The sequence below is a fragment of the Pacificispira spongiicola genome (assembly GCF_012926505.1).
Classification (GTDB): Bacteria; Pseudomonadota; Alphaproteobacteria; order UBA8366; family Aestuariispiraceae; genus Pacificispira; species Pacificispira spongiicola.
Map to the genome: position 1 here is coordinate 294,580 of NZ_JABBNT010000003.1, position 25,559 is coordinate 320,138.

Sequence of the window (25,559 nt, forward strand, 5' to 3'; positions counted from 1 at the left end):
CGACCCAATGGGTTTTCTTCTGGATTTCGTTAAACTTCCGGTGATCGCCCGAAAAATCCGCCCAACAGATCGGTTTCGTCCCGCGCCTCGTCCACGCTTTCATGGGAAGACGGGTCACTATCCGCCGGGTTCGTTGGCGCGGCGGCGGGGGTGTCGGCGGCGGGGGTGTCGGGGGCGGGGGTATCGGGGGCGGGGGTGTCGGCGGCGGCGGGAGTATCGTCGCCATCCGGCGACTCTTCGACATGACCCTGCCGAATGGCGGTTAGGCGGCGCGCGATTTCCGCGAACACATCGGTCCAGGTGCCGCCGGGCGGCTTACGCAGGCATTCCACCGTCGGATACCAGGCGCTGTGCGTCGGATGCCAGCCGAATCGCCAGTCGCCCCCTTCTGGCAACACGACCCAGCAGGGCCGCGCCAAGGCACCCGCCAGATGCGCGATGGCGGTATCCGCCGTCACGATCAGCGCGCAATCCTGCATCACCACCGCCGTGTCGATAAAACCCGCCGGTCCTTCATCCATGTCGTCGGTCGGGTCGTAGATCGGAAAGGGAACATGATCGACATCCTGCCGCCCGTCGCCCTTTTGCAGGCTGATCAGGCGGACCCCGTCGACCCCGGCCAGCGGCGCGAAAGCGTCCAAGGGCACGGACCGGCGGCGGTTTTCGAACAGGGGATCGCCGCCGCGCCAGGCAATGCCGATCTTGGGGCCGGGTCCCAGGCGTTCCCGCCATTCCGCCATCAGGCTGGGGTCCGGGCGCAGATAGGGTACTTCATCCGGGATCGATTCGGCATCGATATGAAGTAGGCGCGGCAAGGACAGAAGCGGGGCCCAGCAATCGGCCGGAGGCAGCGGATCGCCCTGGGCGACCACCTCCGACACGCGGTGGCTGGCGCGCAACAGCGGGACCAGCGGCGGCGGCGCCTCCACCACCACACGCCCGCCCTCGATTGTCCCGGCCAGCCGGAAGAATTGCAGGCACTCGCTCAACCCCTGTTCGCAGCGAACCAGCAAGGTCCGGCCCGCCAGCGCGTCACCCGTCCAGGGCGGCAGTTTGGGGTCGAGATTCGGCAGCAATCCGGTCTTCCAACGCGCGTCATAGGCCCGGAATCCTTCACGCAGACGGCCCATGGACAACAATGCCAGCGCGCGCTGCACGTCGGCAAAGGCCTTTTCTTTCGGATGGCGGGCGGCCACGACGGCGCGGTCCAGAACCGCCAGCGCGCCGGATGGGTCGCCCGCCTGCCGCCGCATCCGGCCCAGCTCCGTCAGCGCCGCCGCATCGGGCACCCCGGCGCAGGCGGCTTCCAACGCCGCGCGGGCAAGGGCCGTTTCGCCCCGGCGTTCGCGCAACAAGCCGATCAAGGTCAGGACGACCGGGTCTCCGCGTGCGAGGTCCCCGGCCATTTCCGCCTCTTCCAACGCTTCGTCCAGCCGGCCCCAATCGGCCAGGGTTTCGGCCAGGGCGCGGCGCAGGTCGGGTTTTGTCGGGTGGCGTTCAATGGCGGTGCGCAGCACGGCTTCCGCCTCGGCGACGCGGCCCAGCTTGCGCAGCGCTTCTCCCAGACCGCATAAGGCGGGTGCATAGTCCGGCTGCGCCAACAGAACCGCCCGAAACCCGGCAACGGCACCTTCCAGCCCGCGCGGACTATCGGTGCCGCCGCCGGAGCGCAGGGCGGTTCGGAACAGTTTCTGTAAGGCGGCGTCGGTCATCGTCCTTCGCGGAGTCCTACACGGGGCTGGTTTATATGAACCTCCCGCCATAGTTAAATCATGCAATGCCTCAGGAGAAGACCGTTGAGCCAGCCCTATACGGCCGATTTCGGCAAGACCGCTCAAGACTACGCCACGCATCGTGCCGGATTTCCGGACCGGTTCTTTGACGAGGTCCAGGCGCGCGGCGTTGCCCTGTCCGGGTCAACGCTGCTCGATCTCGGCACGGGGACGGGCACTTTGGCACGCGGCTTCGCCGCACGCGACGTCACTGTGACCGGGCTGGATATCGCCCCGGATATTTTGGCCCAAGCCCGGCGATTGGCGGCGGAAGCCGGATTGCAGAATGCCGTATTCGCGGAAGGATCGGCGGAATCGACGGGTCAGCCGTCCGGCCATTTCGATACCGTGACGGCAGGCCAATGCTGGCATTGGTTCGACGGCGAGGCAGCCCTGGCGGAGGTGAAGCGCGTCCTGAAGCCCGGCGGCGCGCTGGTGATTTCGCATTTCGATTGGCTGCCCCTGCACGGCAATCTGGTCGAGGCGACGGAGGCGATGATCCTGAAACATTCCCCGGATTGGCCCTTCGGCGGCGGGACGGGTCTCTATCCGGCCTGGACGACCGGCATGGCGAATGCCGGATTCAGCGGGATCGAAACCTTTTCCTTCGATGTGGATCAGATCTACACCCATGAAGCCTGGCGCGGGCGCATTCGGGCCTCCGCCCCCATCGGCGGTACATTGTCGCCGGACAAAGTCGCGGCATTCGATGCGGAACACGGCGCGATGATGGCCCGCGACTTCCCGCAAGACCCGCTGCCCATCCGGCACCGCGTCTGGGCCGTGCTGGGGCGGGCTCCTATCTAAGCGGTCACCCGCCGCATATCGGACAGTCGGGATCCTTCGCCGTCTTGATCTTACGGAAGGTCTGGTCCAGCGCGTCGAAAAGCAGCAGATGCCCGGCCATCGATGTGCCGAGGCCGAGAATTTCCTTCAAGACCTCCGTCGCTTGCAGGCTGCCCATCACGCCGGTGATCGCGCCGAAGATACCGACCGTGTCGCAGCGGGGCACGATATCGGCGTCCGGCGGTTCCGGGAACAGGCAGCGATAGCACGGCCCGTCCACATGCGGCTTGAAGGTCGAAAGCTGGCCTTCGAACCGGACGACAGCGGCGCTGACCAGTGGTTTTTTCAGTTTCACGCAGGTTTCGTTCGACAAATACCGGGCAGAGAAATTATCGGACCCGTCGACGATCAGGTCATAGTCCGCGAACAGGCTTTCCGCATTGTCGGGCCCCAGACGCGTGCGGTGTTCGATGACCTCGATATCCGGATTGATCAGCTCAATCCGTTCCGCCGCCGACCGGACCTTGGGCACGCCGATATCGTCGGTTGAATGAATGACCTGCCGCTGCAGGTTCGACAGATCGACCGTATCGTGATCGACGATGCCCAGCGTCCCGACCCCGGCGGCGGCCAGATACATCAGGATCGGCGCGCCCAGCCCGCCCGCGCCCACGACGAGAACCCGGGCGGAAAGCAGCTTCAACTGCCCTTCCTCCCCGACCTCGTCCAGGATCACGTGGCGGGCATAGCGTTCCAGCTGCGCATCGTCGAGTTCGTCCTGCACCGGCGCGGCCCTCCGATCGGATCAGAGGCCGTCGAACAGGCTGGTCGACAGATAGCGTTCGGCGAAGCTGGCCAGGATCACGACGATGGTCTTGCCCTTCATGTCCGGGCGTTCCGCCAGTTCCAACGCCGCCGCCAGCGCCGCGCCGGAGGAAATGCCGCAAGCCAGCCCTTCGGTCGCCGCCGCTTCCCGCGCCGTGGCAAAAGCCGTTTCGTTGGCGATACGAAGAGTCTCGTCGATGATATCCACATTCAGGTTTTCCGGGATGAAGCCCGCGCCGATGCCCTGAATCTTATGCGGGCCGGGCTTGCCGCCGGAAATGACGGGGCTGTCCTCCGGTTCCACGGCGACGATGCGGACCTGCGGATTGCGGTCCTTTAAGACCTCGCCGATGCCGGTGATCGTGCCGCCGGTACCGACGCCCGCGACCAGCGCATCGACCTTGCCGCCGGTATCCTTCCAGATTTCCTCCGCCGTCGTCTTGCGGTGGATTTCCGGGTTGGCCGGGTTGGCGAATTGCTGCGGGATGATGGCGTCCGGCAGGTCGGCGGCCAGTTCCTCCGCCCGCGCGATCGCGCCCTTCATGCCTTTTTCCGCCGGAGTCAGGTCCAGTTCCGCGCCCAGCAGCTTCAGCATCCGGCGCCGTTCGATCGACATGCTTTCCGGCATGGTCAGGATCAGGCGATAGCCCTTCGCCGCCGCCACGAAGGCCAGCGCGATGCCGGTGTTGCCCGATGTCGGTTCCACCAGCACCGTCTTGCCCGGCGTGGCCAGACCCTGATCCTCCAGGCTTTGGATCATCGCCGCGCCGATGCGGTCCTTGACGCTGGACAGCGGGTTGAAGAATTCCAGCTTCGCCAGAATTTCCGCGTGGCAGTTATGCGCCTCCGCCAGCCGCGACAACCGCACCAGCGGCGTCGCGCCGATCGTGTCGACCACGTTTTCGTAAACCCGTCCGCGAAATTCAGATGCGCTCATCGTTTCTTCCCTTTTGTCGCTGTGACTGTCTTGACGAGACTCTAGCCGTTGCAAACCAACTGGCAAGCACGACCACACAACCAAAGTGTAAAAAGACCGCTTCCGAACCGATCTCGCCGCATATCGGACAGGTTCCGCCGCCTTGGCGGCGTTTCCCCCGCTTCCATCCAGGTAGACCGTATGGACAGGGTCCCGCCGCTGGTCTAAGAACCCCTGTTATTCGTATACGAAATATCCCTATACGGTCGGCAGAGAGCAGGTCGGTTTCATGCAGCACCCCGAAAGCAAGTTGAATTCATACCGGACGGGCCCGGACGAGGGCGGCCGTTTCGGCCTGTATGGCGGGCGGTTCGTCGCCGAAACGCTGATGCCGCTGATCCTGGACGTGCAGCAGGCCTATGAAGACGCGAAGGCCGACCCGTCCTATCAGGCGGATATCGACTATTACGCGCAGCATTATGTCGGACGGCCCAGCCCGCTGTATTTCGCGAAGCGCATGACGGAAGATCTGGGCGGCGCGAAAATCTACTTCAAGCGTGAAGAGCTGAACCATACCGGCAGCCACAAGATCAACAACGTGATGGGCCAGATCCTGCTTGCCCGGCGCATGGGCAAGACGCGGATCATCGCGGAAACCGGCGCGGGCCAGCACGGCGTCGCGACGGCGACGGCCTGCGCCCTCTTCAACATGCCCTGCAAGGTCTATATGGGCGCGGTCGACGTGGCGCGGCAATCGCCCAACGTGTTCCGCATGAAGCTGCTGGGCGCGGAAGTCCAGGCCGTGGAAAGCGGGTCCAAGACCCTGAAAGACGCGCTGAACGAAGCCATGCGCGACTGGGTCGCGAATGTCGAGGATACGTTCTACATCATCGGTACGGTGGCGGGGCCGCATCCCTATCCGACCATGGTGCGCGATTTCCAATGCGTCATCGGCAACGAAACGAAGAAACAGATTCTCGAAGCCGAAGGCCGCCTGCCCGATACGCTGGTCGCCTGTGTCGGCGGCGGGTCGAACGCGATGGGCCTGTTCCATCCCTTCCTGGACGACGAGGGGGTGAACATCGTCGGCGTGGAAGCGGCGGGCCACGGTATCGAAACCGGCGAGCATGCGGCGTCTCTGACCGGCGGCAGTCCCGGCGTTCTGCACGGCAACCGCATGTATCTGCTGCAGGACGAGGACGGCCAGGTGATCGAGCCCTATTCGATTTCCGCCGGGCTGGACTATCCCGGCATCGGACCGGAGCATAGCTGGCTGAAAGACGTGAAACGGGCGGAATACGTCCCGGCCACGGATCAGGAGGCCGTTGACGCCTTCCAATATTGCAGCCGCATGGAAGGCATCCTGCCCGCGCTGGAATCGGCCCACGCTATCGCGCATGTGATGAAACTCGCGCCGACCCTGCCCAAGGACCACATCATCGTCATGAATATGAGCGGCCGCGGCGACAAGGACGTCAACACGATCGCCGACCGCATGGGGGTGTCGCTGTGAGCATGGCCGAGACGATGGAACAGACCAACACCGCCGATTCCGGCCGCATCGCGGCGCGCTTCGCCAAGTTGAAGGCGGAAGGGCGCGGCGGCTTCTCCACCTTCATTTCCGCGGGCGACCCGAATTACGACGTCGGGCTGGAAATCCTGATGGGCCTGCCCGATGCGGGCGTCGACATGATCGAACTGGGCATGCCCTTCACCGATCCGATGGCCGACGGTCCGGCGGTGGAAGCGGCGGGCCTGCGTGCGCTGAAAAACGGCCAGACGATGAAGAAGACGCTGGCCATGGCGCGTACCTTCCGCGACGCGCATCCCGATACGCCGCTGGTCCTGATGGGCTATTACAACCCGATCTATGCCTATGGCGTCGACCGGTTCTTGGCGGATGTGAAGGAAGCGGGCGTGGACGGATTGATCGTCGTCGATCTGCCGCCGGAAGAAGACGAGGAATTGTGCCTGCCCGCGCTAAAGGCCGGGATCAATTTCATCCGTCTGGCGACACCGACGACGGACGACAAGCGTCTGCCGACGGTTTTGCGGAACACGTCCGGCTTCGTCTATTACATTTCCATCCTGGGCATCACCGGGACGAAGGAAATTCAGGCCGACCCCGTGCGCGGCGCGATCGCCCGCATCCGGCGGCATACCGACCTGCCGATCATGGTCGGTTTCGGCATCCGCACCGCCGATCAGGTGCATGAGATCACACAGGTGGCGGACGCCGCCGTTGTCGGTTCCGCCATCGTGGACCGCGTGCGCACCCACTTGGATGCCGACGGCAACCCGCTTCCCGGCTGCGCCAAGGCGGTTCTGGACTATGTCGCGGAACTGGCCGCCGGCGCGCGGCGCTGACTGGACTTAATTGAGGACTGATTCATGAATTGGCTGACCAACTGGGTCCGACCCAAGATCAAGGCGCTTGTCGGGGAGGCGGACGTTCCCGACAATCTGTGGCACAAATGCCCAAGCTGCGGCCAGATGATCTTTCATCGCGACCTGGATGCCCATATCAATGTCTGTCAGCATTGCGGCCATCACCTGCGCATTCCGCTGGCGAAGCGTTTCGAACATCTGTTCGACGACGGCGTCTACACCAAGATCGAACTGCCGCGCGTCAAGATCGATCCGCTGAAATTCCGTGACAAAAAGCGCTATACCGACCGTCTGAAGGAAGCCCAGGCGAAGACCGATACCGGCGACGCCATCGTCGTCGCGCATGGCAAGATCAAGGGTAAGCCGGTTGTCATCGCCGCCTTCAACTTCCAGTTCATGGGCGGGTCCATGGGTATGGCCGTGGGCGAGGGCATGTTGGCCGCGTCCCGTCTGGCCGTGATGCAGAAAGCCCCGCTGATCGCCATTCCGTCCTCCGGCGGCGCGCGCATGCAGGAAGGCATCCTGTCCCTGATGCAGATGCCGCGCACCACCATCGCGGTGGAGGAAGTCAAGGAAGCCGGTCTTCCCTATATCGTGCTGATGACCGACCCGACGACGGGCGGCGTGTCGGCCAGTTTCGCCATGCTGGGCGATATCCATATCGCGGAACCGGGCGCGCAGATCGGCTTCGCCGGACGCCGCGTCATCGAACAGACGGTGCGCGAGACCCTGCCGGAAGGCTTCCAGACCGCCGAATATCTGCTGGAACACGGCATGATCGACCTGGTCGTGCCCCGATCCGAACAGCGCGAAACCCTGGCCAACCTGATCGGCCTGTTGATGGACGGCGTGAAGGCCATTGCCCCGCCGCCTGCCCAGAAGGCCAAGGACGCCGCCGCCGATCTGGACATTCCGACGCCGGAAAAGCCGTCGACGGACGGCGACAAAGACGCCAAGGCGGATACGAAGCCTGCCGCCAAATCCGATGAAAACTCCGGTGAAAAGTCTGGGGCAAAATCCGGGGCCGCGCCGACCGAATGACCGCCGATATCCCGGCGGTCGAACAAGGCAGCGATGCCGTTCTGACCCGCCTGATGCAGCTTCACCCGAAGGTCATCGACCTGTCGCTCGACAGGACGCTGGACCTTCTCGACCGGTTGGGTCGCCCGCAGGACCGTCTGCCGCCCGTGGTGCATGTGGCGGGTACGAATGGCAAAGGGTCGACCATCGCGACCCTGCGCGCGATTGCGGAAGCGGCGGGGCTCACGGTCCATGTCTATACCTCCCCGCATCTGGCGCAGTTTCACGAACGCATCCGCCTTGCCGGGAAATTGATCGACGAAGCCGCGCTGCTGGCCCTGTTGGAAGACTGCGAACGGGTCAACGACAATCGGCCCATTACCTTTTTCGAAATCACCACCTGCGCCGCCTTCAAAGCCTTTGCCGATACCCCCGCCGATCTGCTGTTGCTGGAAACCGGCCTGGGCGGGCGGCTGGATTCGACCAATGTGGTCGATCGGCCGGCGGCGACCGTGATCACCCCGATTTCCATCGATCACGTCCAGTTCCTGGGCGATACGCTGGCAAAGATCGCGGGGGAAAAGGCCGGTATCCTGAAATCCGGAACCCCCTGCATCGTCGGCCCGCAGGAAGCGGAAACCCTGCGCGTCCTGTCCGACAAGGCGCAGACGGTCGGCGCAAGCCTCGCCCGTCACGGGTTGGAATGGCGGATAACGGATAGCCCTGACGGCGGGTATCGTTTCGACAGTGCCGCCTGGTCCGGCACCCTGCCGAAGCCGAATCTGCCCGGCGCGCATCAGCGCATCAATACCGGCACCGCCGTGGCGACGGCGCTGATCCTGCGCGACCAGGGGATCGATATCCCGGATGCGGCCCTGGAACGGGGGCTGCGCGCAATCGAATGGCCCGCCCGGCTGCAAACCCTGAAGACCGGGCCGATCGTCGAGACACTGCCCGGCTGGCACGTCGTGCTGGACGGCGGTCACAATGCGGCGGCGGGCGGTATCCTGGCCGACGAACTGGCGGCCTGGGCCGCATCGGATCGCGCCGAATTCGGGCAACCCCGACCGGTCCACGTCGTTTGCGGCATGTTGAACAGCAAGGCGGCGGAAGATTTCCTGCGCCCGCTCGCCCCCCATGTCGCCAGCTTCCACGCCATTGCGATTCCGGGGGAGGAAAACAGCTTTTCCGCCGCGGAACTGTCCGGCATGGCCCGGAATGCCGGGATGAAAACCGTGGAAACCGCGCCGGATATCATGGCCGCCCTGGCCGATTTGGCGAGCCGGGAAGCCCCGGCGCGGCTGTTGATTTGCGGGTCGTTGTACCTCGCCGGGCAGTTGCTGCGGCAAAACGGCTGATCGTCCCGCTTCCTACACTCGGATTTTCCCGTTAGGATCGTCCCAAAGAACAACCGATACCCATAAACAAGGGTTGGGGAGTACATGTCCGAATCATCCGGGGAGCCTAGCAGCGGCGGCGGGCCGGCGCCCGACCGCCCGGCAGACCAGAGACCCGAACATCAGCGCGTGTTCCTGGTCTTGATCGACGACAGCACGGAAATGCGCGTCGCCCTCCGCTTCGCCTGCCTGCGCGCGAAGAATACCGGCGGCAAGGTCGCCCTTCTCTACGTTCAGGAACCCGCCGAATTCCATCACTGGCTGGGCGTCGGGGAGCTGATCAAACAGGAACGCCGGGAAGAGGCGGAAGCCCGCCTTCAGGAATTGTCCAGCGAGGCCCAAGAAATTTCCGGGTCCATGCCGATGCTGATCGTCCGGGAAGGCAAACGCGGCGAGGAGCTGATGGCGCTGCTAGAAGAAGATCCTTCGATTTCCATCGTCGTCCTTGCCGCCAGCACCGATTCCGAAGGTCCCGGCCCGGTTATCAGCTTTATGATGAAGCAGGGCGCGGGAAAGATGCGCGTCCCCTTCACAATCGTACCGGGAAGCCTTTCCGACGAAAACGTCGAAAAACTTGCATAATCCCGGTGGGACCGGGGCGGTCGACGCATGACCGGGATGCAACAGATGCGAGTCTCCGTCCCTTTTCGGGGTTGACGACGCGGCCTGAAAAGCCATCTATGCACCAACCGATCCACCCCCCTCGACGCCGCCCCTGGACGAGTCTCTTGGGCGACCTATCTGGAAGGGTGTCAATCGAACGGAGAAGACGGAACCGCAATGTTCATTCAGACCGAACAGACCCCAAACCCCGCGACCCTGAAGTTCCTTCCGGGGCGCAGCGTACTGGGCGGTGCGGACCCGCTGGATTTCGCCTCGCCGGATGCCGCGGCCGCGTCGCCGCTGGCTGCCGCGCTGTTCGATGTCGACGGTGTTACGTCGGTTTTCCTGGGCGCCGATTTCATTTCGGTCAGCAAGCAGGACGATCGCGAATGGTATGTGATGAAGCCCTCCATCCTGGGCGTCATCATGGAACATTTCACCGCCGGCCGGCCCGTTCTGGCGACCGGGGCCGAACATGTTGGCGAGCCGGCCGAAGAATCGGCCACTTATGACCCGGAAGACGAGGCCGTTGTCGGCCAGATCCGGGAATTGCTGGAAACCCGCGTTCGGCCCGCCGTGGCCCAGGACGGGGGCGATATTGTGTTTCATGGGTTCAAGGAAGGCGTGGTCTTTTTGACCATGCGCGGGGCCTGCGCGGGCTGTCCCAGCTCCACCGCAACCCTGAAGATGGGGATCGAAAACATGCTTCGGCATTACATCCCCGAGGTTACCGAGGTACGGGCCGCGAGCTGATCGTCGGCAGGACGGTTGCTCTCAGAAGAGGCGGCTTCCGTATCGGTTTTAACAATACCCTGGCGCCGTGCCGGGACGGGAAATCCGTCCGGGTGCGTTTTTATTGTCGTTGAACCGGGACACTAAGACCCGGATGCCGCCTGTATGTGACCAAGCCTGACCAAGGCTTTTGGGCGCAGCACGGAGACGGCGGCAGAACGGGAGCGAAAGGGTAGAAAGGGCGCGACATGACTGATGCCGCAATGAACAACGATTTCCCCGCCCGGCGCGAACCGCCGACGCGTACCCGCGGAAGCGGTAATTGGCTGGCGCTCTTCGCGATGGGATTCGCGGCGGGGATCGGCTCCGTCGTGGCGCTGACCAGCCTGAACGGGCAGGGGTCCCTGACGGACTATCTTCGATCCGACCGGGTCGAAGACCCGATCTATCCGATCGCGCGCATTCCGATCGCTATGCTGCCGTCCGATCTGGGCGTGCCGCCGGATTTGGCGGACAGACCGGACCTGCGCACCGATGCGTTCCAGAAACAGTCGACGGGGCGCGGGGCGCGGACCGGCAACGCCACCACCGTGGCCAGCCTGGAAAGCGAATTCGCCAATCTGGATTATCGCCTGGCCGATGTGCGCGCGCGGGCGGAAGACGTGCCGCGTCTGGTGCCCACCGCCGTGCCCGGCGATCTGGAAGACATCCAGGAAGTCGGCCGCCGCAAGGCCGTATTCTTCAAAATGGTTCTGCCGCTGGTCCTGATCGCCAATGAACAGTTGGAAGCCGACCGCGCGCGGATAGACCGGATTCGCAGCGAAATCCAGGCCGGAACCGACATTCGGGGCGAAGATCGGTCCTGGATCGACCGGCAGTTCAAACGCTACAAGGTCGAAGCGGGTCAGTACGACGCCCTGCTGCGTCGTGTCGACATCGTGCCGCCGTCCCTGGCGCTGGCCCAGGCCGCGATCGAAAGCGGCTGGGGCACATCGCGCTTCGCGCGGGAAGGCAACGCGCTATTCGGTCAATGGGTCTGGGGCGACGATGCCGACGGGATCGTGCCGGAGAAGCGTCAGGACGGCCTGACCCATAAGATCAAGGCGTTCGACAATCCGCTGCAGGCGGTTCAGGCCTATATCAAGAACCTGAACACGCACCGCGCCTATCGTCATTTCCGCGAAATCCGCGCCAATCTGCGGGTGCAAGGCACGGCCATGAACGGCATGACGCTGGCGGAAGGGCTGGAATCTTATTCGGAAAAAGGCCGGGCCTATATCGATCTGCTGCGCAATATCATCGCGGTGAACGACCTGCGCCCGCTGGACCGGGCGAAGCTGCGGAGCGGCGGCACCGCGTAATCCGGGCAACACCCGGCCCTCACCCCGACCCTCTCCCCAGGGAGAGGGTCGGGGTGAGGACGGCGCCTATAGCCGCGATTCGATGGCGTCCCAGATCAGACCGGCCAGGTTCGATCCGTTATAGCGGTCGATTTCCTGAATGCCGGTGGGGGAGGTGACGTTGATTTCCGTCAGCTTGTCCCCGATCACGTCAATCCCGACGAAGATCAATCCGCGTTCCTTCAGCAACGGTCCGATCGCCTCGCAGATCTTGTGTTCTGCCGGGGTGATGTCGGTTTTATCCGGGCGGCCGCCGACATGCATGTTGGATCGCGCCTCGCCTTCCGCCGGGACGCGGTTGATCGCGCCGACCGCCTTGCCGTCGACCAGGATGATCCGCTTGTCGCCCTTGCGGACCTCCGGCATGTAGCGCTGCACCATCACCGGTTCGCGGCTGGACGCCAGGAACATTTCCATCAGCGAGGCCAGATTGGAATCGTCCGGGCGCAGGTGGAACACGCCCGCCCCGCCATTGCCGAACAGCGGCTTCACGATGATGTCGCCCATTTCCTTGCGGAAGGCCTTAATTTCCGCCAGATCGTGCGTGATCATGGTTTCCGGCATCAGTTCCGGGAACAGCGTGACCAGCAGCTTTTCCGGCGCGTTGCGCACATGAAACGGGTCGTTCACGACCAGGGTTTCCGGATGCACATGTTCCAGGATATGGGTCGCGGTGATATAGGCCATGTCGAAGGGTGGGTCCTGACGCATCAGGATCACATCGATATCCGACTTCAAATCCAGCGTCAGCGGTTCCGCGAATTCGTAATGCGCGCCTTTCTCGCGGCGCAGCGCCATGGCATGGCCGCGCGCCGAAATCCGCCCGCGATCATAGGTCAGCGCATTGGGCAGATAATGATACAGGCTGTGGCCGCGGCGTTGTGCTTCAAGCCCCAGGGCGAAGCTGGAATCCGCATTGATATCGATCGGCGCGATCGGGTCCATCTGAATGGCGACGGACAGCGTCATGGTGTTGTTCCCTCTCTCCAATACGCTGTTTTCAGCGCATATCAGTTCATCTGACCCCGTAAACCGTCGATCACCGCTTGCGCCTCGCTACGCGGTCCCGGTCGGGTTTCGCGATCAATATAGGTCTCCAAGGCCGCAACGGCAGTCTTCAGTCTGCCGATATGCGCGTTCATAAGACCGGCTTCCCGCCAAAGCCAAGGTTTCTCCGGCGCCAGCATCAACATCGCATCGACGATCCCCAATGCGGCCTCAATCCTTTTAGCCTGAACCAGACGCAGTTTGATATTGTTCTGCAGGCGCAAAAGAATGTCCCGGTCGGAAACGGCGGCATAGTGGTCGGGCGTCAGTTCTGCGTCATTGCCCGACGCCGCCTTCAACAGCGCGCGCAGATCCGATGCGTCCAGCGCCGTGCCGCCGTTGAACGGATCGACGATCAGCCGTTCCCCCGGCCCGTCCAGTTGCAGCAGGAAATGGCCCGGAAAGTCCAACCCGCGCATGGTCCAGCCGCGTCCCCGCGCCAGATGCAGCATCAAAATGCCCAGCGCGACGGGCAATCCGCGCCGCCGGTCCATCACCCGGATCAGATTGGCGTTCTGTAGATCGTCATAGGATTCCGTATCACCGGAATAGCCGTAGAGCCCGAACAGGACATGATTGAGGGCGGCGAGGCGGTCTTCGGCAGGGGCGTCGTCGGCCACATCGACCTTGCCCAGCGCGCCGGCCATATCCGCCAAGTGCCGTCGATACTGATCCAACGCCTCCGCCGGGGCGTCGAAAACAGCCAACGCCAGCGCGCCTTCCATGATGTCGATATCGGCGTTACCCTGATCGGCAAGGCCTTTCAGAACATGCTCGGCCCAGGCTTCGATACCGACAGGGGCGGCCTCCGCCGTATCGGTATCGATGGGGTTGCCGCCCGCCTTGGAGCCTTCGGTTTCGGACCCTTTGGAGGATGTCTTTCGGCTCACGATCCGGCATCCTTTTTCGCTGCCAGTTCGGCAAGGCGCTTCAGCGTTTCCTGCCGTTCGGGCGAATCCTTGATCTGAACGTGGGACACGACCCGGCGCACCCGCTCGACATTGCGGGCATGGGCGATGACACGGTCCAGTTCCGCCTGATTTTGCGCGATTCCCATCAGGTACAGCGTGCCACCCGACGCATCGGGAATATAGTTCACCGCGTTGATTTCGCGATCCAGCGTCAGATCGACATCCAGCGCGGCCTCTATCTTCGCGTCATAGGCATTGTCCACCATGCCGGCATCCTCGCCGACCAGAACCTCGTTGATGACCTCGACTACATCGTCGGTCTTCCAGCAGGCCTCAACCGCTCGGATGCGGTCGTCGACCGTCGGCACGACCCCGCTCAAAAGGACGCGGCCCTCGACCACTGTCACTTCCAGCCGCCGGAAACTGGCCGGATCGGCGTCAAATACCTTCTTCTGAATGGCGACTTCCGTGGCCTTGTCGGTCACAACCTGTTGAAAGCCGCGTTCCTGCATGGCGGCGCTGCCCGCGACGGCCCCGGCGCCGACGACGACGCCGACCGGCGTGCAGCCGCTTAACAAAGTCATACCGGCAAACGCGGCGGCAAGAGTAGCGGGAATGGCGCTGGGGAAGAGGCGGCGAGTCATGTCTGGTTCCGGATGGCTCGTGTCAAAATCGATGGCGAGTGCGAACCCACTCACTCCCCGGGAATCTCCCGGGGACACCGCGGGCCCGGCCCTTTCAAGGTAAGTTGCGTCGTCCCGCCGCGCAATGGGGGCTATACCGGCGGCCGCCAAGCGTCGGGAACGTGCCGCGGCAGGCGCCCCGGCGTCAGGGCCACCAGATCGAACCGCATGGCGCAGGATTGCAGATCCGGGCGCCGCCCCATCCAGGCCAGCGCGGCGCGTTCGATGCGGCGGCATTGCCGGTCTGTCAGGGCGGACAGGGCCTGATCCAGGGTCGGGCGCGCCTTGACCTCGATGAAGCACAGGGTTCGGCCCTTGCGCATGATCACGTCGACTTCGCCCACTGTCGTGCGGGCATTGCGGGCTAGCAGCCGATACCCTTTCAGGCGCAGCCATAAGACGGCGATGCTTTCGGCGATCCGACCCCGTATTTCCGCTCTTTGACGCGCCGCGTCGGTCCGTCCATGCCGCATTCGGTGCAGTCTCCCCAAAATCGCCGCATTCCAGCCATGGCATATGCCGCAAATCGCGCTAGAAAGGGAAACGGTTCCCCCGGATGGACCCTGCGGTTTACCGGCAAGGAACGGGTCATTATTCTGACGGCGATCCGGCCCTGCGGGAACCCGAACGACTCATCGGGTCCGGATATGACGGAAACAGAGGTGCATTGGTGATTCAACCGTTTTCCCTTGCCATAAAATCGCGTCTCGCAATTCCGCGCGGCCCCGTGCTCGCCCTGACCGCGCTTGTGATGTTGAGCGCTTGTGTCGGCGGTGGTCGATCCTCCGGCGGGCCCGGCGGCGATACCGGCATGCTTCCCGGTTCCGCCCCGTCGCAAAGCGAGGCCCCGGAAGGCGCGCCGACGGGCGAGGACCTGGCCCTGACGACGGAAGGCGGATCGGCGCTCAGCCTTGGCGATACGGGCATGCTGACCCCGCCGCAGGACGCGATGCGCGCCATCGACGGCATTCCGGTCGCCATCCTGGCGCCGTTGAGCGGGCGTTTGGCCGGTCCCGGTCAGGCCCTACTGGAAGGCGCGCAAATGGCGCTGTTCGACGTCGACAATCCCGATTTCCGATTGGTCCCGATCGATACGATGGGCACCGCCTTCGGCGCGGAACAGGCCGCGCGGGAGGCCGTGCGGCGCGGCGCGAAATTGATCGTCGGCCCGTTGCTGGCGGAATCCGTCTCCGCCGTTCGCCCGATCGCGGAAGCGGCCCAGATCAAGGTCATTGCCTTTTCCAATTCCAGCCGTGTCGCGGGCGATCCGATCTATCTCGCCGGTTTCGCGCCGGAAGAACAGGTCGATTCCATCATCGCCAACGCCATGGCCGAGGGCCGGATGCGCTTCGCCGTGCTGGCGCCGTCCAACGAATACGGCAATGTCGCGGTCGAAGCCTTCCAGAAATCCGTTCTGTCGCGCGGCGCGGAAATCGCCCGTGTCGCCTTCTACGAGCCTGACAATATGGACTTCGCGGAGCAGATCCAGCGCCTGTCCGACTATCAGAACCGTGTCCGCGCCCTGAAGGAACAGCGCGCGGAACTGGAAGGGAAGGAAGATCAGGCCTCCAAACTCGCACTCAAGCGGATGGAAGTCCTGGACACCTGGGGCGACCCACCTTTCGATGCGCTGTTGCTGCCGGTCCTGGATCAACAGACCTTGCAAATCCTCTCGGCTCAGCTTGCCTTCTATGACGTCGATCAGCCTGCCGTGCGCTTGCTGGGCCTCGCGCGGTGGGACGGATTCGCCAATCTGGCCAACGAGCCGGGCTTGATCGGCAGCCGCTATCCCGCCGCCCGGTCCCAGTTCCGGGACCGGTTCGAATCCCGCTTCGCATCGCTGTTCGGGCATACCCCGTCGGCCCTGTCCGCGCTGTCCTACGACGTCACGGCAGTCGCCGCCGCGTTGGCGGGCCGGGACGGCGGCACGCCGCGCTACGACACCGTCACCCTGACCGACCCGCAGGGTTTCATCGGCGCGGAAGGCCTGTTCCGCTTCACGGAAGCGGGCACGGCCCAGCGCGGTTTCGCAATCATGGAGGTGGGGCAAGCCGGCCCCGTCATGGTCCAGGAAGCGCCGCGCAGCTTCGCCGAACCGTCCCTTCAACCTGCATTCTGACACCGATCGCTTTTCGGTCTGGAAAAGCCAGGCCGAACCGTCTATAAGGCCCGCGCAAAGCGCCCGTAGCTCAGCTGGATAGAGTGCTGCCCTCCGAAGGCAGAGGTCACAGGTTCGAATCCTGTCGGGCGCGCCATTTCCCCAAATTCGGATTTTCCGGCGCAAGACCGCAGGCTATAGCGCGTCCGCGAAGATTTCTGCGATCCAATCCAGCAGAACGTCAAGCCGTCGGGACATGTGGCGGCTGCCGGCATAGAGAACGTTGAGAGGGATCGGTTCCGGCGGGGTTTCGGCCAGAACTTCGATCATCCTGCCGTCGGCCAGCTGCGCCTCGAATCGATAGCGCGGCGCTTGGATCAGACCGAAATCGCTGAGCGCGAGCGCGCTGGCCGTGTCCGAATTGTCAGTCGTCACCCGCGCCGGGACCACACGAGTTTCCACGCTGCCGTCCCGCTGAAATTCCAGCGGCAGGACCTTGCCGGTGCGTGACGACAGAAAGCCGACCATGTGGTGGCCATCCAGATCGTCGATATCCGTCGGTGTTCCATGTGCCGCCAAATAGGCGGGGCTGGCGCAGGTAATTTCCGGCAGGGCGCCGAGCCTGCGCATCATCAACCCGCTGTCGTCCGGCTCTCCGGCGCGGATGACGCAATCCACGCCGTCACGCACCAAATCCACGAAGCGGTCCGTCTGACCGAACTCGACGGTTATATCCGGGTATCGTGTCAGGAAATCCGGCAGTCGGGGCACGAGGAAGGTCCGGGTCAGCAGACCCGACGCGCCGATGCGCAGATGACCGCTCGGCGCCCCTTGCCGCGATGCGCCGTAGGCGTCGTCCACCGCCGTGAGGATGGCGCGGGCGTGGTGGTAGAAAATGTCTCCTTCCGCCGTGGGCCGCACCTGCCTTGTGGTCCGGGCCAGCAGGCGCGTTCCCGTTTCCCGTTCCAGCACTTTCACAGCCTCGGTCGCTGTCGAGCGCGCGACACCGAGGTCGCTTGCCGCTCGGGCGAAGCTGCCACTTTCGACAATGCGCGTAAACAGCGCCATGCGGTCGATTCGATCCATGCCGATTATTAGTCTATGCCGAATTATAAAGTCAAATTTTTCCTAATTGTTTGTTTTTGTCGGATCATTAACTTCCGACGGGCACTAGCAGGAGATCACCATGACCCAGAAACACAACAAAACCGCCATCGTGACCGGCGCGTCTCGTGGCATCGGGGCGGAAATCGCCCGTCATCTCGCCGCCGACGGAATCGCCGTAGTCGTGAATTATGCGAACAGTTCCACCCAGGCAGCCGCCGTCGTTGCGGATATCGAAGCCCGGGGCGGGCAAGCCGTCGCCGTCCAGGCCAACCTGTTACAAGCCGAGGCCGCAGACAGTTTGTTCGACGCGGCCAAGGCGGCTTTCGGCCGCGTCGATATTCTTGTGAACAATGCCGGGATGATGGAGCTCGCTCCCATCGGCCAAACCAGCGACGTGAGTTTCGCGCGCCATGTCGCCCTCAACCTCACCGCGCCGTTTCAACTGATGCGCAAAGCGGCCACGCAGCTCGTCGACGGGGGGCGCATCATCAATTTGTCGTCCAGTGTTGTCGGGCTGTATCAGCCGGGCTACGCGCCCTATGCCGCGACCAAGGCCGCGCTTGAGGCGCTGACCCATATTCTGGCGAAAGAACTGGGCCCGCGCAGGATTACCGTGAATGCAGTTGCGCCGGGCCCGGTCGAAACCGAATTCTTTCTTGACGGGAAGAGCGAAGAGCTGGTCGACCACATCAGGAGCATGAACCCCTTCGGACGTCTGGGAACACCGGAAGACATCGCCCGTGTGGTCCACTTCTTGGCAAGCTCGGACGGCGGTTGGATCAGCGGCCAAGTCATCCGCACGAATGGCGGGATCATCTGATGGCCACGATCCTGATCACCGGTGCTTCCAGCGGGTTCGGCGCCATGACCGCGGAAGCCCTGGCGCGAGACGGGCACCGGGTATTCGCCTCCATGCGCGATCCCGCCGCCCACGGCGGGGCGCCAGCAGCAAGGGTGGCCTCCCTCGCTGCCGAGGATTTGGCGATCGAAACCGTGTCGCTCGACGTCACGGACGAGGCTTCGGTCACTGCGGCGGTTCAAACGGTCCTCGACTGCGCCGGCGGGATCGATGTGTTGATCCACAATGCGGGTCACATGGTTTTCGGCCCAACGGAAGCCTTCACTGCGGATCAGCTGGCGGATCTTTACAATATCAACGTGCTTGGCACCCAGCGCGTGAACCGTGCCGCTCTTCCGCATATGCGGGATGTTGGTGACGGGCTTGTCGTCTGGATAGGGTCTTCTTCGACGCGGGGCGGCACTCCCCCTTTCTTCGCACCGTATTTCGCTGCGAAGGCCGGGATGGACGCCTTAGCGCAAAGCTATGCCTTGGAACTGTCCCGCTTCGGCATCGAAACCAGCATCGTCGTGCCGGGTGCGTTTACAGGCGGAACTCAACACTTTGCCCATGCCGGTGCCCCGGCGGACACGGCCCGCGCCGACGCGTGGCGGGTGGGACCGTATGAAGGCGTCGCGGAACACGCCCTGAGTCGGCTGGCGGCGCTCGAACCGTCGGATGCCGACCCGTCCGCCGTTGCGCGGGAGATCGTGCGCATCGTCGCCTTACCCAAGGGGCACCGCCCATTCCGCAGCCACATCGACCCGTCGCAGGACGGTGCCGAAATCGTCAACGGCGTGGCCGATCGTGTCCGCGCCCAATTGCTGGAAAGGATCGGATTGGCCGATCTGCTCCGGCCTCAACCCTGAAAGAAAGGAATCCCCATGCCCTTCGTTAATATCAAAACACCTGAAGCCGCGCTTAGTGCGCAGCAGAAAGCCGAAATCGGTCATCGCGTGACGGATATGCTCGTCGAGTATTTTTCGGAAGCGGCCCGCCCCCATACGATGGTGCTGATCGAGGAGGTCAAGGACGGCGGCTACTATCGTGCCGACGAGGTTTTCGTGCTGCCCGACGAGTATCGCGTGAAATAGCGGGTACTATAGACCCGAGACTTACGAGCAGTCCTTGCGTGTCCGACCCAATGGGTCGGACACGGTTTGGACAGAATCTTTTACTCCCCCAAATCCCGCACCGCGCCCTTGGAGGCGCTGGTGACCATGCTGGCATAGGCGCGCAGGGCCGTGGAGACCGGACGGTCGCGGCCTTCAGCTTGCCAAGCCTTGCCCTGGAACTTTTCGTCCATCGCGGCGCGGCGGGCCTCGAGGGTCGGTTCGTCCACTTTCAGCATCATGGTGCGGTTGGGGATATCGATTTCAATGACGTCGCCGTCTTCGACCAAGCCGATCAGGCCGCCTTCCGCCGCTTCGGGGGAGATATGACCGATGGACAGGCCCGACGAGCCGCCGGAGAAGCGCCCGTCGGTGATCAACGCGCAGGACTGGTCGAGGCCGAAGCTTTTCAGATAGGTCGTCGGGTACAGCATTTCCTGCATGCCCGGACCGCCCTTCGGCCCTTCATAGCGCACGACGACGACGTCGCCTTCCACCACCTTGCCCGCGAACAGGGCGGCACAGACGGCGTCCTGGCTTTCAAAGACGCGCGCCGTGCCCTTGAAGACCAGCATATTGTCCGGCACGCCCGCCGATTTCACAATACAGCCGTCCGGCGCCAGATTGCCGAACAGCACCGCCAGCCCGCCATCCTGACGATAGGCATGATCCGCGTCGCGGATGCAGCCCAGCGCCCGGTCGACATCCAGCGCCGGGTAATGGGCGTCCTGAGAGAAGGCCTTCACCGTGCGGCGGCCGCCGGGACCGGCGCGGTAGAAGTCGTGAATGTCCGGATCGTTGGTGCGGCGCACGTCCCAGGTTTCGATTACATCGCCCAGATTGGTGCCCATGACGGTCGGGACGTCGGGATGGATTTTGCCCATGCGCATCAATTCGCCCAGGATCGCCATGATCCCGCCGGCGCGGTGCACGTCTTCCATATGGTATTCCGGCGTGGAGGGCGCGACCTTGCACAGATGCGGGGTCTGGCGCGACATGCGGTCGATATCCTGCATGGTGAAGTCGACGCCCGCTTCATGCGCGATGGCCAGCAGGTGCAGCACCGTGTTGGTCGACCCGCCCATGGCCAGGTCCAGCGCCATGGCATTTTCGAAGGCTTCGAAGCTGGCGATGGAACGCGGCAGGACCGAGGCATCGTCCTGTTCGTAATAGCGGCGCGTCAGATCGACGATGCGCTGACCGGCCTGTTCGAACAGCGATTGACGGCGGGCATGGGTGGCGAGCAGGGAGCCGTTGCCCGGCTGCGCAAGGCCCAGCACTTCGGCCAGACAGTTCATGGAATTCGCCGTGAACATGCCGGAGCACGACCCGCAGGTCGGGCAGGCGGACCGTTCGACCGCCTCCACATCCGAATCGGAGGAGTTCGGATTGCCGCTGACGACAATGGCATCCACCAGATCGGTGGCGCGGGTGCCGGTGGACAAATCCGTCTTTCCCGCTTCCATCGGCCCGCCGGAAATGAAGATCGCCGGGATGTTCAGGCGCATCGCGGCCATCAGCATACCGGGCGTGATCTTGTCGCAATTGGAGATACAGACCATCGCGTCCACGCAATGGGCGTTGCACATATATTCGATGGAATCCGCAATCAGGTCGCGCGACGGCAGGCTGTAGAGCATGCCGCCATGGCCCATGGCGATCCCGTCATCGACCGCGATCGTGTTGAATTCGCGCGGCACGCCGCCCGCGTCCCAGATTTCGTTCGCGACCAGATCGCCCAAATCCTTCAGATGCACATGGCCCGGCACGAATTGGGTATAGGAATTGACCACGGCGATAATCGGCTTACCGAAATCGCCGTCGCCCATGCCGGTCGCGCGCCACAGGGAACGGGCAGCGGCCATGCGGCGGCCGCCAGTGGAGGTTTTTGAACGGTAGTCAGGCATCCGGGGAATCCTCGCAGGTTCGATTTATCGTTGCCGCAGGCGATAGCATTGACCGACCCGTCACGAAAATGAATAGTTGTTAAGTCTATCATCAATGATCGTGATGTTATGATCCGACGGAACCTGGATACCGATCTCTTGCGCACTTTCGTCACGGCGGTGGACCGGGGCGGTTTTACCCAGGCGGGCAATACGTTGGGCCGGACGCAGTCGGCGATTTCCATGCAGATGAAGCGGCTGGAGGACGCGGCGGGCAATGCCCTGTTCCAGCGCGAGGGGCGCAAAATGCGACTGACCCCGGCCGGGGAATTGCTGCTTGGCTATGCCCGTCAGATGATCGCTACCCACGATCAGGCGTTGGACGCGTTGCAGGATTCCCGTCTGTCCGGGGCGGTCAGCCTTGCCGTCATGGGCGATTACGCTACCCATGTCCTCCCCGGCATCCTGGCGAGTTTCATCGCGCTATATCCCGATATCAAACTGGACGTAACAACCGGGTTTTCCGCCGATCTGCTGACCCGGCTGGGCGACCGGTTCGAATTGGTCCTGGCGACGCAGCCGCAAGGCACTAAGGATGGACAAATCCTGCGCACGGAACGCACCCGCTGGGCCTTTTCAGCACGGCACGATTTCCAGTTGGGCGATATCCTGCCGCTGGCCGTACTGCCGCCGGGGAATCTGTTCCGGGAATGGGGCCTGCGCGCCCTGGACGCGGCGGGCATCCATTGGCGCATCTGCTTTTCCAGCACCAGCATTGCGGCGGTGGAAGCGGCGGCCGCTGCCGGAATCGCCGTCGCCGTGGTCAAGGAAGGCACGGCGGAACCGGGCCTGCGTCTTTTGGGGGAGGGGGACGGCCTACCCGCCCTGCCGTCATCGGATATCGTCCTGTACCGCGCGCCCGGATCGCCCAGCAAGGCCGCCCAAGCCTTGGCGGAACATCTGGTTGCGTCGATTACGCCCTACGGCTAGCCCCGCAAGCGCTGGCGCCGGTTTACAAACACATTAATATGCAGTATGCTTTCTATTACAGTTATAGATAACAATATCTTAACAGTCCAATTTTGGAATTTGGGAGGATAGGATCGTGGCACAGCTTCCTTTCATCGTGGCCGGCGGCGGGATCGGCGGTCTTTCGGCGGCCCTGGGTCTGGCACGAGCGGGCATTCCCTGCAGGGTGCTAGAACGCGCCAAGGAACTGGGCGAGATCGGCGCGGGCATTCAGATCGGCCCGAACGCCTTTCACTGCTTCGACTATTACGGGGTCGGGGAAGAGGCGCGGTCGAAAGCCGTCTATATCGATCAGCTCCGCCTGATGGACGCGCTGTCCGGGGACGAGATTACGCATATCCCGCTGGATGAGCCGTTCCGCAAACGCTTCCGGAACCCCTATGCCGTCGTCCACCGCGCCGATCTGCACGGCGTGTTGCTGGATGCCTGCAAGGCGAACCCGCTGATCGAGCTGCGCACCGATCATTGCGTCGAAGGCTATGACCAGGACGGCAGCAGCGTCACGGTGCGCCTGACAGGCCGCGACCCGATCAAGGGCGCCGCGCTGATCGGGGCGGAAGGTCTGCGGTCCCCCATCCGACAGCAGATGGTGAAGGACGGCGAACCGCGCGTGTCCGGCCACACGACCTATCGATCCGTCATTCCGACCGAACAGATGCCGGAAGACCTGCGCTGGAACGCCGCGACCCTGTGGGCCGGGCCGAAATGCCATATCGTGCATTACCCGCTGAAGGGCTGGAAGGTCTTCAACCTGGTCGTTACCTATCACCGCGACGTCACGGAAGCCGTCGCCGGAAAGCCGGTGTCGAAGGAAGAGGTCCGCCAGGGCTTCGAACATATCTCGCCGCGGGCACAGAGCATCATCGAACACGGAAACGACTGGAAGCTCTGGGTCCTGTGCGACCGGGATCCGATCACCGAATGGATCGACGGGCGCGTTGTGCTGCTGGGCGATGCCGCGCATCCCATGATGCAGTATTTCGCGCAGGGCGCCTGCATGGCGATGGAAGACGGCGTGTGCCTCAGCCACATGATGGAAAAATTCGGCGGTGATGTGGATAAGGCCTTCGTGGCCTATCGCGACCAGCGCGTCGTCCGCACGGCGCGGGTGCAGCTCGGCTCCCGCTTGATCGGCGACTATATCTATCACGCCGATGGGGCGAAGGCCCTGGTCCGGAACGCCGCGATGAAGGCGAAATCGGCGGAAGACTGGTACGATCAACTATCCTGGCTGTATGGTGGCACCGGATTGGACGCCTAACACAGACCACCGGAGAACCCTATATGGCAGCGGACGCGCCCGGCACACAGGACGCACAGGATTTGGCCGAAATTTTCGGCATGCCGGGGCATCTGTTGCGCCGGTGTCAGCAGATCGCCGTGGCGATCTTCATGCAGGACTGCGCCGATTTCGATCTGACGCCGCTGCAATTCATCCTGTTGGTGACGCTGGAGGAAGGCGGGCCGCAGGATCAGGCGACGATCAGCGGCCGCGCTGCGCTGGACCGCACGACGACAGCGGGGGTAATCAAGAACCTGGAAGATCGGGGTCTGGCGACCCGAACCGTCTCGCCGGAAGACCGCCGCGCGAAAATCGTCGAGATCACACAGGCCGGACGAGACGTTGTGACCGCGGTGCGTCCGCGCGTCGCCCAGGTCCAGAACAGGCTTCTCGCGCCATTGACCGCGAAAGAGCAGGACCAGCTTGTCCGCCTGCTGACCAAAGTCGCGGACGGGAACAACACGCTCAGCCGCGCGCCTTTATTCGATCGCGGCGCGGCCCAGCGAAAACGCAAGACCGGTTAAAGCGTCTTCATCACGGATTCGAAACGGTCGGCGAAGAGGCGGCGTTCTTCCGCATTGCCGACGGTAACGCGGATGCAGCGGTCCATCGGGGCGACGCCCGGCATGCGCACGAAGATACCCGCCGCATCCAGGGCCTGCAGTGCCGCACGGGCATAATCGCCGTCTCTGCCCAGATCGATGGAAACGAAATTTGTCGCCGAGGGAATCGCCTTGTAGCCCAGCCGCTCGGCGAGTTCCATATAGTCGTCGCGGCCCCGCGCGACTTCCGCCACGACGGAGGCCAGGAAATCCGGATCGTTCAGGGAGGCGAGCGCCGCCGCCTGGGCCAACACGTTGACCTCAAAATGATTGCGGACCTTGTTCAACCCGGTGATCAGATCGCGATGACCGATTGTGTAGGCGATGCGCAGCCCGGCCATGCCGTGGGCCTTGGAAAAGGTGCGCATGCGCAGGACCTTGGGGTTGTCCGGGTCCAGGGCCGGGGCGGTGCCTTCCGGCGCGAATTCGATATAGGCCTCGTCCAGGACCAGCACCGTGCCGTCGGGGATACGGTCGATCAGCGACTGCACGACATCCGCCGCGTGCCATGTCCCCATCGGATTGTTGGGATTCGAGAAGTAAACGAGCGGCGCGTCGGTTTCCCGGACCTTGTCCAGCAGCGCCTCCGGATCTTCATGATCGTTTCGGAAGGGAACCGGATTGAGTGCCGCGCCAAACCCGCTGACGTGATAATTGAAAGTCGGATAGGCACCCAGCGAGGTCACGACCGGCGTGCCGGGCCCGGCCATCATGCGCACCGTGTTTCCCAGGATCGCATCAATCCCCGCGCCGACGAGAATCTGATCCGGCGCCACGCCATGGATTTTCGCCAGTTTTTCCCGCACGGGCCAGCTTTCCGCATCGCCGTACCAGCTGCCGCGCGTGGCCGCTTCCGTCAGGGCTTGCACGGCCTTGGGCGACATGCCGAAGGAACTTTCATTCGCGCCCAGCCGAGCGTCGAAGGGTTTCCCACGCCGGCGTTCCAACGTCTCCGGCCCGACGAAGGGCACCGCCGCGGGCAGGGATGCCACCAGATCGGTGAAACGAATTTCGGTCTTCTGGGTCAATATGGGTGTCCTCCGGCATTTGTCCGGTTGGGCGGATCGTTTGCGAATCGCTTTTGTCGGCGAAATCGGGGCGCACTGTAATCGCCGCATCGGATTT

Annotated in this window: 25 protein-coding genes and 1 tRNA gene; 16 read left to right on the forward strand and 10 right to left on the reverse strand. The window is 63.5% G+C overall.

The window, feature by feature from the left end; translation table 11 throughout:
* Nucleotides 1-29: 29 nt before the first annotated feature.
* Complete coding sequence (locus tag HH303_RS10855; RefSeq protein WP_169625358.1) at nucleotides 30-1,712, reverse strand: tetratricopeptide repeat protein; 1,683 nt, start codon at nucleotides 1,710-1,712, stop codon at nucleotides 30-32.
* Nucleotides 1,713-1,796: 84 nt separating this feature from the next.
* Here HH303_RS10855 and HH303_RS10860 point away from each other — a divergent pair, with 84 nt between their 5' ends.
* Entirely contained in the window at nucleotides 1,797-2,579 is a 783-nt protein-coding gene (locus HH303_RS10860; RefSeq protein ID WP_227421718.1) for a class I SAM-dependent methyltransferase, read from the forward strand.
* A gap of 4 nt (nucleotides 2,580-2,583) precedes the next feature.
* On the opposite strand, the gene HH303_RS10865 is transcribed toward HH303_RS10860, so the two are convergent.
* Nucleotides 2,584-3,342, reverse strand: a complete 759-nt coding sequence (locus HH303_RS10865) for a HesA/MoeB/ThiF family protein (protein WP_169625360.1) — start codon at nucleotides 3,340-3,342, stop codon at nucleotides 2,584-2,586.
* Nucleotides 3,343-3,363: 21 nt separating this feature from the next.
* Nucleotides 3,364-4,320: a cysteine synthase A gene (cysK, locus tag HH303_RS10870; protein ID WP_169625361.1), complete on the reverse strand. Its 957-nt coding sequence runs from the start codon at nucleotides 4,318-4,320 to the stop codon at nucleotides 3,364-3,366.
* 268 nt (nucleotides 4,321-4,588) lie between these two features.
* Between cysK and trpB the strand changes: the two genes are divergently transcribed.
* The 7 genes from trpB (at nucleotide 4,589) to HH303_RS10905 (ending at nucleotide 11,800) form a co-directional block, all read left to right on the forward strand.
* On the forward strand, nucleotides 4,589-5,812 hold the full coding sequence (gene trpB / locus HH303_RS10875; protein ID WP_169625362.1) for a tryptophan synthase subunit beta: 1,224 nt from the start codon (nucleotides 4,589-4,591) through the stop codon (nucleotides 5,810-5,812).
* A gap of 2 nt (nucleotides 5,813-5,814) precedes the next feature.
* Nucleotides 5,815-6,666 carry a tryptophan synthase subunit alpha gene (gene trpA / locus HH303_RS10880; protein WP_227421719.1) on the forward strand — a complete coding sequence of 284 codons (852 nt, stop codon included), beginning with the start codon at nucleotides 5,815-5,817 and terminating at the stop codon, nucleotides 6,664-6,666.
* Nucleotides 6,667-6,690: 24 nt separating this feature from the next.
* Nucleotides 6,691-7,728, forward strand: a complete 1,038-nt coding sequence (gene accD / locus HH303_RS10885; protein WP_169625363.1) for an acetyl-CoA carboxylase, carboxyltransferase subunit beta — start codon at nucleotides 6,691-6,693, stop codon at nucleotides 7,726-7,728.
* A complete protein-coding gene (locus HH303_RS10890; protein ID WP_169625364.1) occupies nucleotides 7,725-9,065 on the forward strand; it encodes a bifunctional folylpolyglutamate synthase/dihydrofolate synthase in 1,341 nt (446 codons plus the stop codon). The genes accD and HH303_RS10890 overlap by 4 nt, the downstream gene beginning before the upstream one ends.
* Nucleotides 9,066-9,149: 84 nt before the next feature.
* Nucleotides 9,150-9,686: a universal stress protein gene (locus HH303_RS10895; protein WP_169625365.1), complete on the forward strand. Its 537-nt coding sequence runs from the start codon at nucleotides 9,150-9,152 to the stop codon at nucleotides 9,684-9,686.
* 198 nt (nucleotides 9,687-9,884) lie between these two features.
* Nucleotides 9,885-10,460, forward strand: coding sequence for a NifU family protein (locus tag HH303_RS10900; RefSeq protein WP_169625366.1), 576 nt, complete (start codon nucleotides 9,885-9,887; stop codon nucleotides 10,458-10,460).
* Between the two features lie 227 nt (nucleotides 10,461-10,687).
* Complete coding sequence (locus tag HH303_RS10905) at nucleotides 10,688-11,800, forward strand: glucosaminidase domain-containing protein (RefSeq protein ID WP_169625367.1); 1,113 nt, start codon at nucleotides 10,688-10,690, stop codon at nucleotides 11,798-11,800.
* A 66-nt stretch (nucleotides 11,801-11,866) separates the two neighbouring features.
* Here the strand turns inward: HH303_RS10905 and gshB are convergent, their stop codons facing one another.
* The 4 genes from gshB to HH303_RS10925 all read right to left on the reverse strand — a co-directional run bounded on the left by gshB (nucleotide 11,867) and on the right by HH303_RS10925 (nucleotide 14,953).
* Nucleotides 11,867-12,808: a glutathione synthase gene (gene gshB / locus HH303_RS10910; RefSeq protein ID WP_169625368.1), complete on the reverse strand. Its 942-nt coding sequence runs from the start codon at nucleotides 12,806-12,808 to the stop codon at nucleotides 11,867-11,869.
* Nucleotides 12,809-12,849: 41 nt separating this feature from the next.
* Nucleotides 12,850-13,776 (reverse strand): SirB1 family protein, encoded by a 927-nt coding sequence (locus HH303_RS10915; RefSeq protein WP_169625369.1) that lies wholly within the window; start codon nucleotides 13,774-13,776, stop codon nucleotides 12,850-12,852.
* Nucleotides 13,773-14,441, reverse strand: coding sequence for a BON domain-containing protein (locus HH303_RS10920; RefSeq protein WP_169625370.1), 669 nt, complete (start codon nucleotides 14,439-14,441; stop codon nucleotides 13,773-13,775). The genes HH303_RS10915 and HH303_RS10920 overlap by 4 nt, the downstream gene beginning before the upstream one ends.
* 131 nt (nucleotides 14,442-14,572) lie before the next feature.
* Nucleotides 14,573-14,953, reverse strand: a complete 381-nt coding sequence (locus HH303_RS10925) for a YraN family protein (protein ID WP_169625371.1) — start codon at nucleotides 14,951-14,953, stop codon at nucleotides 14,573-14,575.
* Between the two features lie 197 nt (nucleotides 14,954-15,150).
* On the opposite strand from HH303_RS10925, the gene HH303_RS10930 reads away from it, so the two are divergent.
* Both HH303_RS10930 and HH303_RS10935 read left to right on the forward strand, forming a co-directional pair.
* Nucleotides 15,151-16,599, forward strand: a complete 1,449-nt coding sequence (locus HH303_RS10930; protein ID WP_169625372.1) for a penicillin-binding protein activator — start codon at nucleotides 15,151-15,153, stop codon at nucleotides 16,597-16,599.
* A gap of 59 nt (nucleotides 16,600-16,658) precedes the next feature.
* Nucleotides 16,659-16,735: transfer RNA gene (locus HH303_RS10935), tRNA-Arg, on the forward strand.
* A gap of 38 nt (nucleotides 16,736-16,773) precedes the next feature.
* Here HH303_RS10935 and HH303_RS10940 read toward each other — a convergent pair.
* A complete protein-coding gene (locus HH303_RS10940) occupies nucleotides 16,774-17,664 on the reverse strand; it encodes a LysR family transcriptional regulator (RefSeq protein WP_169625373.1) in 891 nt (296 codons plus the stop codon).
* 100 nt (nucleotides 17,665-17,764) lie between these two features.
* On the opposite strand from HH303_RS10940, the gene HH303_RS10945 reads away from it, so the two are divergent.
* Genes HH303_RS10945 through HH303_RS10955 form a run of 3 tightly spaced genes read left to right on the forward strand, consistent with a single transcriptional unit; the run spans nucleotide 17,765 to nucleotide 19,617 of the window.
* Nucleotides 17,765-18,505, forward strand: a complete 741-nt coding sequence (locus tag HH303_RS10945; protein ID WP_169625374.1) for an SDR family oxidoreductase — start codon at nucleotides 17,765-17,767, stop codon at nucleotides 18,503-18,505.
* Nucleotides 18,505-19,392, forward strand: coding sequence for an SDR family oxidoreductase (locus HH303_RS10950; RefSeq protein WP_169625375.1), 888 nt, complete (start codon nucleotides 18,505-18,507; stop codon nucleotides 19,390-19,392). Before HH303_RS10945 ends, HH303_RS10950 begins: the two co-directional genes overlap by 1 nt.
* 15 nt (nucleotides 19,393-19,407) lie before the next feature.
* Nucleotides 19,408-19,617 carry a tautomerase family protein gene (locus HH303_RS10955; RefSeq protein WP_169625376.1) on the forward strand — a complete coding sequence of 70 codons (210 nt, stop codon included), beginning with the start codon at nucleotides 19,408-19,410 and terminating at the stop codon, nucleotides 19,615-19,617.
* A gap of 80 nt (nucleotides 19,618-19,697) precedes the next feature.
* On the opposite strand, the gene ilvD is transcribed toward HH303_RS10955, so the two are convergent.
* On the reverse strand, nucleotides 19,698-21,542 hold the full coding sequence (gene ilvD / locus HH303_RS10960) for a dihydroxy-acid dehydratase (RefSeq protein WP_169625377.1): 1,845 nt from the start codon (nucleotides 21,540-21,542) through the stop codon (nucleotides 19,698-19,700).
* Nucleotides 21,543-21,650: 108 nt separating this feature from the next.
* Here ilvD and HH303_RS10965 point away from each other — a divergent pair, with 108 nt between their 5' ends.
* The 3 genes from HH303_RS10965 to HH303_RS10975 all read left to right on the forward strand — a co-directional run bounded on the left by HH303_RS10965 (nucleotide 21,651) and on the right by HH303_RS10975 (nucleotide 24,356).
* Nucleotides 21,651-22,511 carry a LysR substrate-binding domain-containing protein gene (locus tag HH303_RS10965; protein ID WP_169625378.1) on the forward strand — a complete coding sequence of 287 codons (861 nt, stop codon included), beginning with the start codon at nucleotides 21,651-21,653 and terminating at the stop codon, nucleotides 22,509-22,511.
* A 115-nt stretch (nucleotides 22,512-22,626) separates the two neighbouring features.
* Complete coding sequence (locus HH303_RS10970; RefSeq protein WP_169625379.1) at nucleotides 22,627-23,811, forward strand: 3-hydroxybenzoate 6-monooxygenase; 1,185 nt, start codon at nucleotides 22,627-22,629, stop codon at nucleotides 23,809-23,811.
* Nucleotides 23,812-23,834: 23 nt separating this feature from the next.
* A complete protein-coding gene (locus HH303_RS10975) occupies nucleotides 23,835-24,356 on the forward strand; it encodes a MarR family winged helix-turn-helix transcriptional regulator (protein WP_169625380.1) in 522 nt (173 codons plus the stop codon).
* Here the strand turns inward: HH303_RS10975 and HH303_RS10980 are convergent.
* On the reverse strand, nucleotides 24,353-25,462 hold the full coding sequence (locus HH303_RS10980; protein ID WP_227421720.1) for a pyridoxal phosphate-dependent aminotransferase: 1,110 nt from the start codon (nucleotides 25,460-25,462) through the stop codon (nucleotides 24,353-24,355). The two genes, HH303_RS10975 and HH303_RS10980, sit on opposite strands and share 4 nt — an antisense overlap.
* Nucleotides 25,463-25,559 lie beyond the last annotated feature (97 nt).

Coding starts and splice junctions, on each gene's coding strand:
- HH303_RS10855 (WP_169625358.1), bottom strand. CDS start 1,712: ATGACCGACGCCGCCTTACAGAAACTGTTCCGAACCGCCCTGCGCTCC.
- cysK (WP_169625361.1), bottom strand. CDS start 4,320: ATGAGCGCATCTGAATTTCGCGGACGGGTTTACGAAAACGTGGTCGAC.
- trpB (WP_169625362.1), top strand. CDS start 4,589: ATGCAGCACCCCGAAAGCAAGTTGAATTCATACCGGACGGGCCCGGAC.
- trpA (WP_227421719.1), top strand. CDS start 5,815: ATGGCCGAGACGATGGAACAGACCAACACCGCCGATTCCGGCCGCATC.
- accD (WP_169625363.1), top strand. CDS start 6,691: ATGAATTGGCTGACCAACTGGGTCCGACCCAAGATCAAGGCGCTTGTC.
- HH303_RS10890 (WP_169625364.1), top strand. CDS start 7,725: ATGACCGCCGATATCCCGGCGGTCGAACAAGGCAGCGATGCCGTTCTG.
- HH303_RS10895 (WP_169625365.1), top strand. CDS start 9,150: ATGTCCGAATCATCCGGGGAGCCTAGCAGCGGCGGCGGGCCGGCGCCC.
- HH303_RS10900 (WP_169625366.1), top strand. CDS start 9,885: ATGTTCATTCAGACCGAACAGACCCCAAACCCCGCGACCCTGAAGTTC.
- HH303_RS10905 (WP_169625367.1), top strand. CDS start 10,688: ATGACTGATGCCGCAATGAACAACGATTTCCCCGCCCGGCGCGAACCG.
- gshB (WP_169625368.1), bottom strand. CDS start 12,808: ATGACGCTGTCCGTCGCCATTCAGATGGACCCGATCGCGCCGATCGAT.
- HH303_RS10920 (WP_169625370.1), bottom strand. CDS start 14,441: ATGACTCGCCGCCTCTTCCCCAGCGCCATTCCCGCTACTCTTGCCGCC.
- HH303_RS10925 (WP_169625371.1), bottom strand. CDS start 14,953: ATGCGGCATGGACGGACCGACGCGGCGCGTCAAAGAGCGGAAATACGG.
- HH303_RS10940 (WP_169625373.1), bottom strand. CDS start 17,664: ATGGATCGAATCGACCGCATGGCGCTGTTTACGCGCATTGTCGAAAGT.
- HH303_RS10945 (WP_169625374.1), top strand. CDS start 17,765: ATGACCCAGAAACACAACAAAACCGCCATCGTGACCGGCGCGTCTCGT.
- HH303_RS10950 (WP_169625375.1), top strand. CDS start 18,505: ATGGCCACGATCCTGATCACCGGTGCTTCCAGCGGGTTCGGCGCCATG.
- HH303_RS10955 (WP_169625376.1), top strand. CDS start 19,408: ATGCCCTTCGTTAATATCAAAACACCTGAAGCCGCGCTTAGTGCGCAG.
- ilvD (WP_169625377.1), bottom strand. CDS start 21,542: ATGCCTGACTACCGTTCAAAAACCTCCACTGGCGGCCGCCGCATGGCC.
- HH303_RS10965 (WP_169625378.1), top strand. CDS start 21,651: ATGATCCGACGGAACCTGGATACCGATCTCTTGCGCACTTTCGTCACG.
- HH303_RS10975 (WP_169625380.1), top strand. CDS start 23,835: ATGGCAGCGGACGCGCCCGGCACACAGGACGCACAGGATTTGGCCGAA.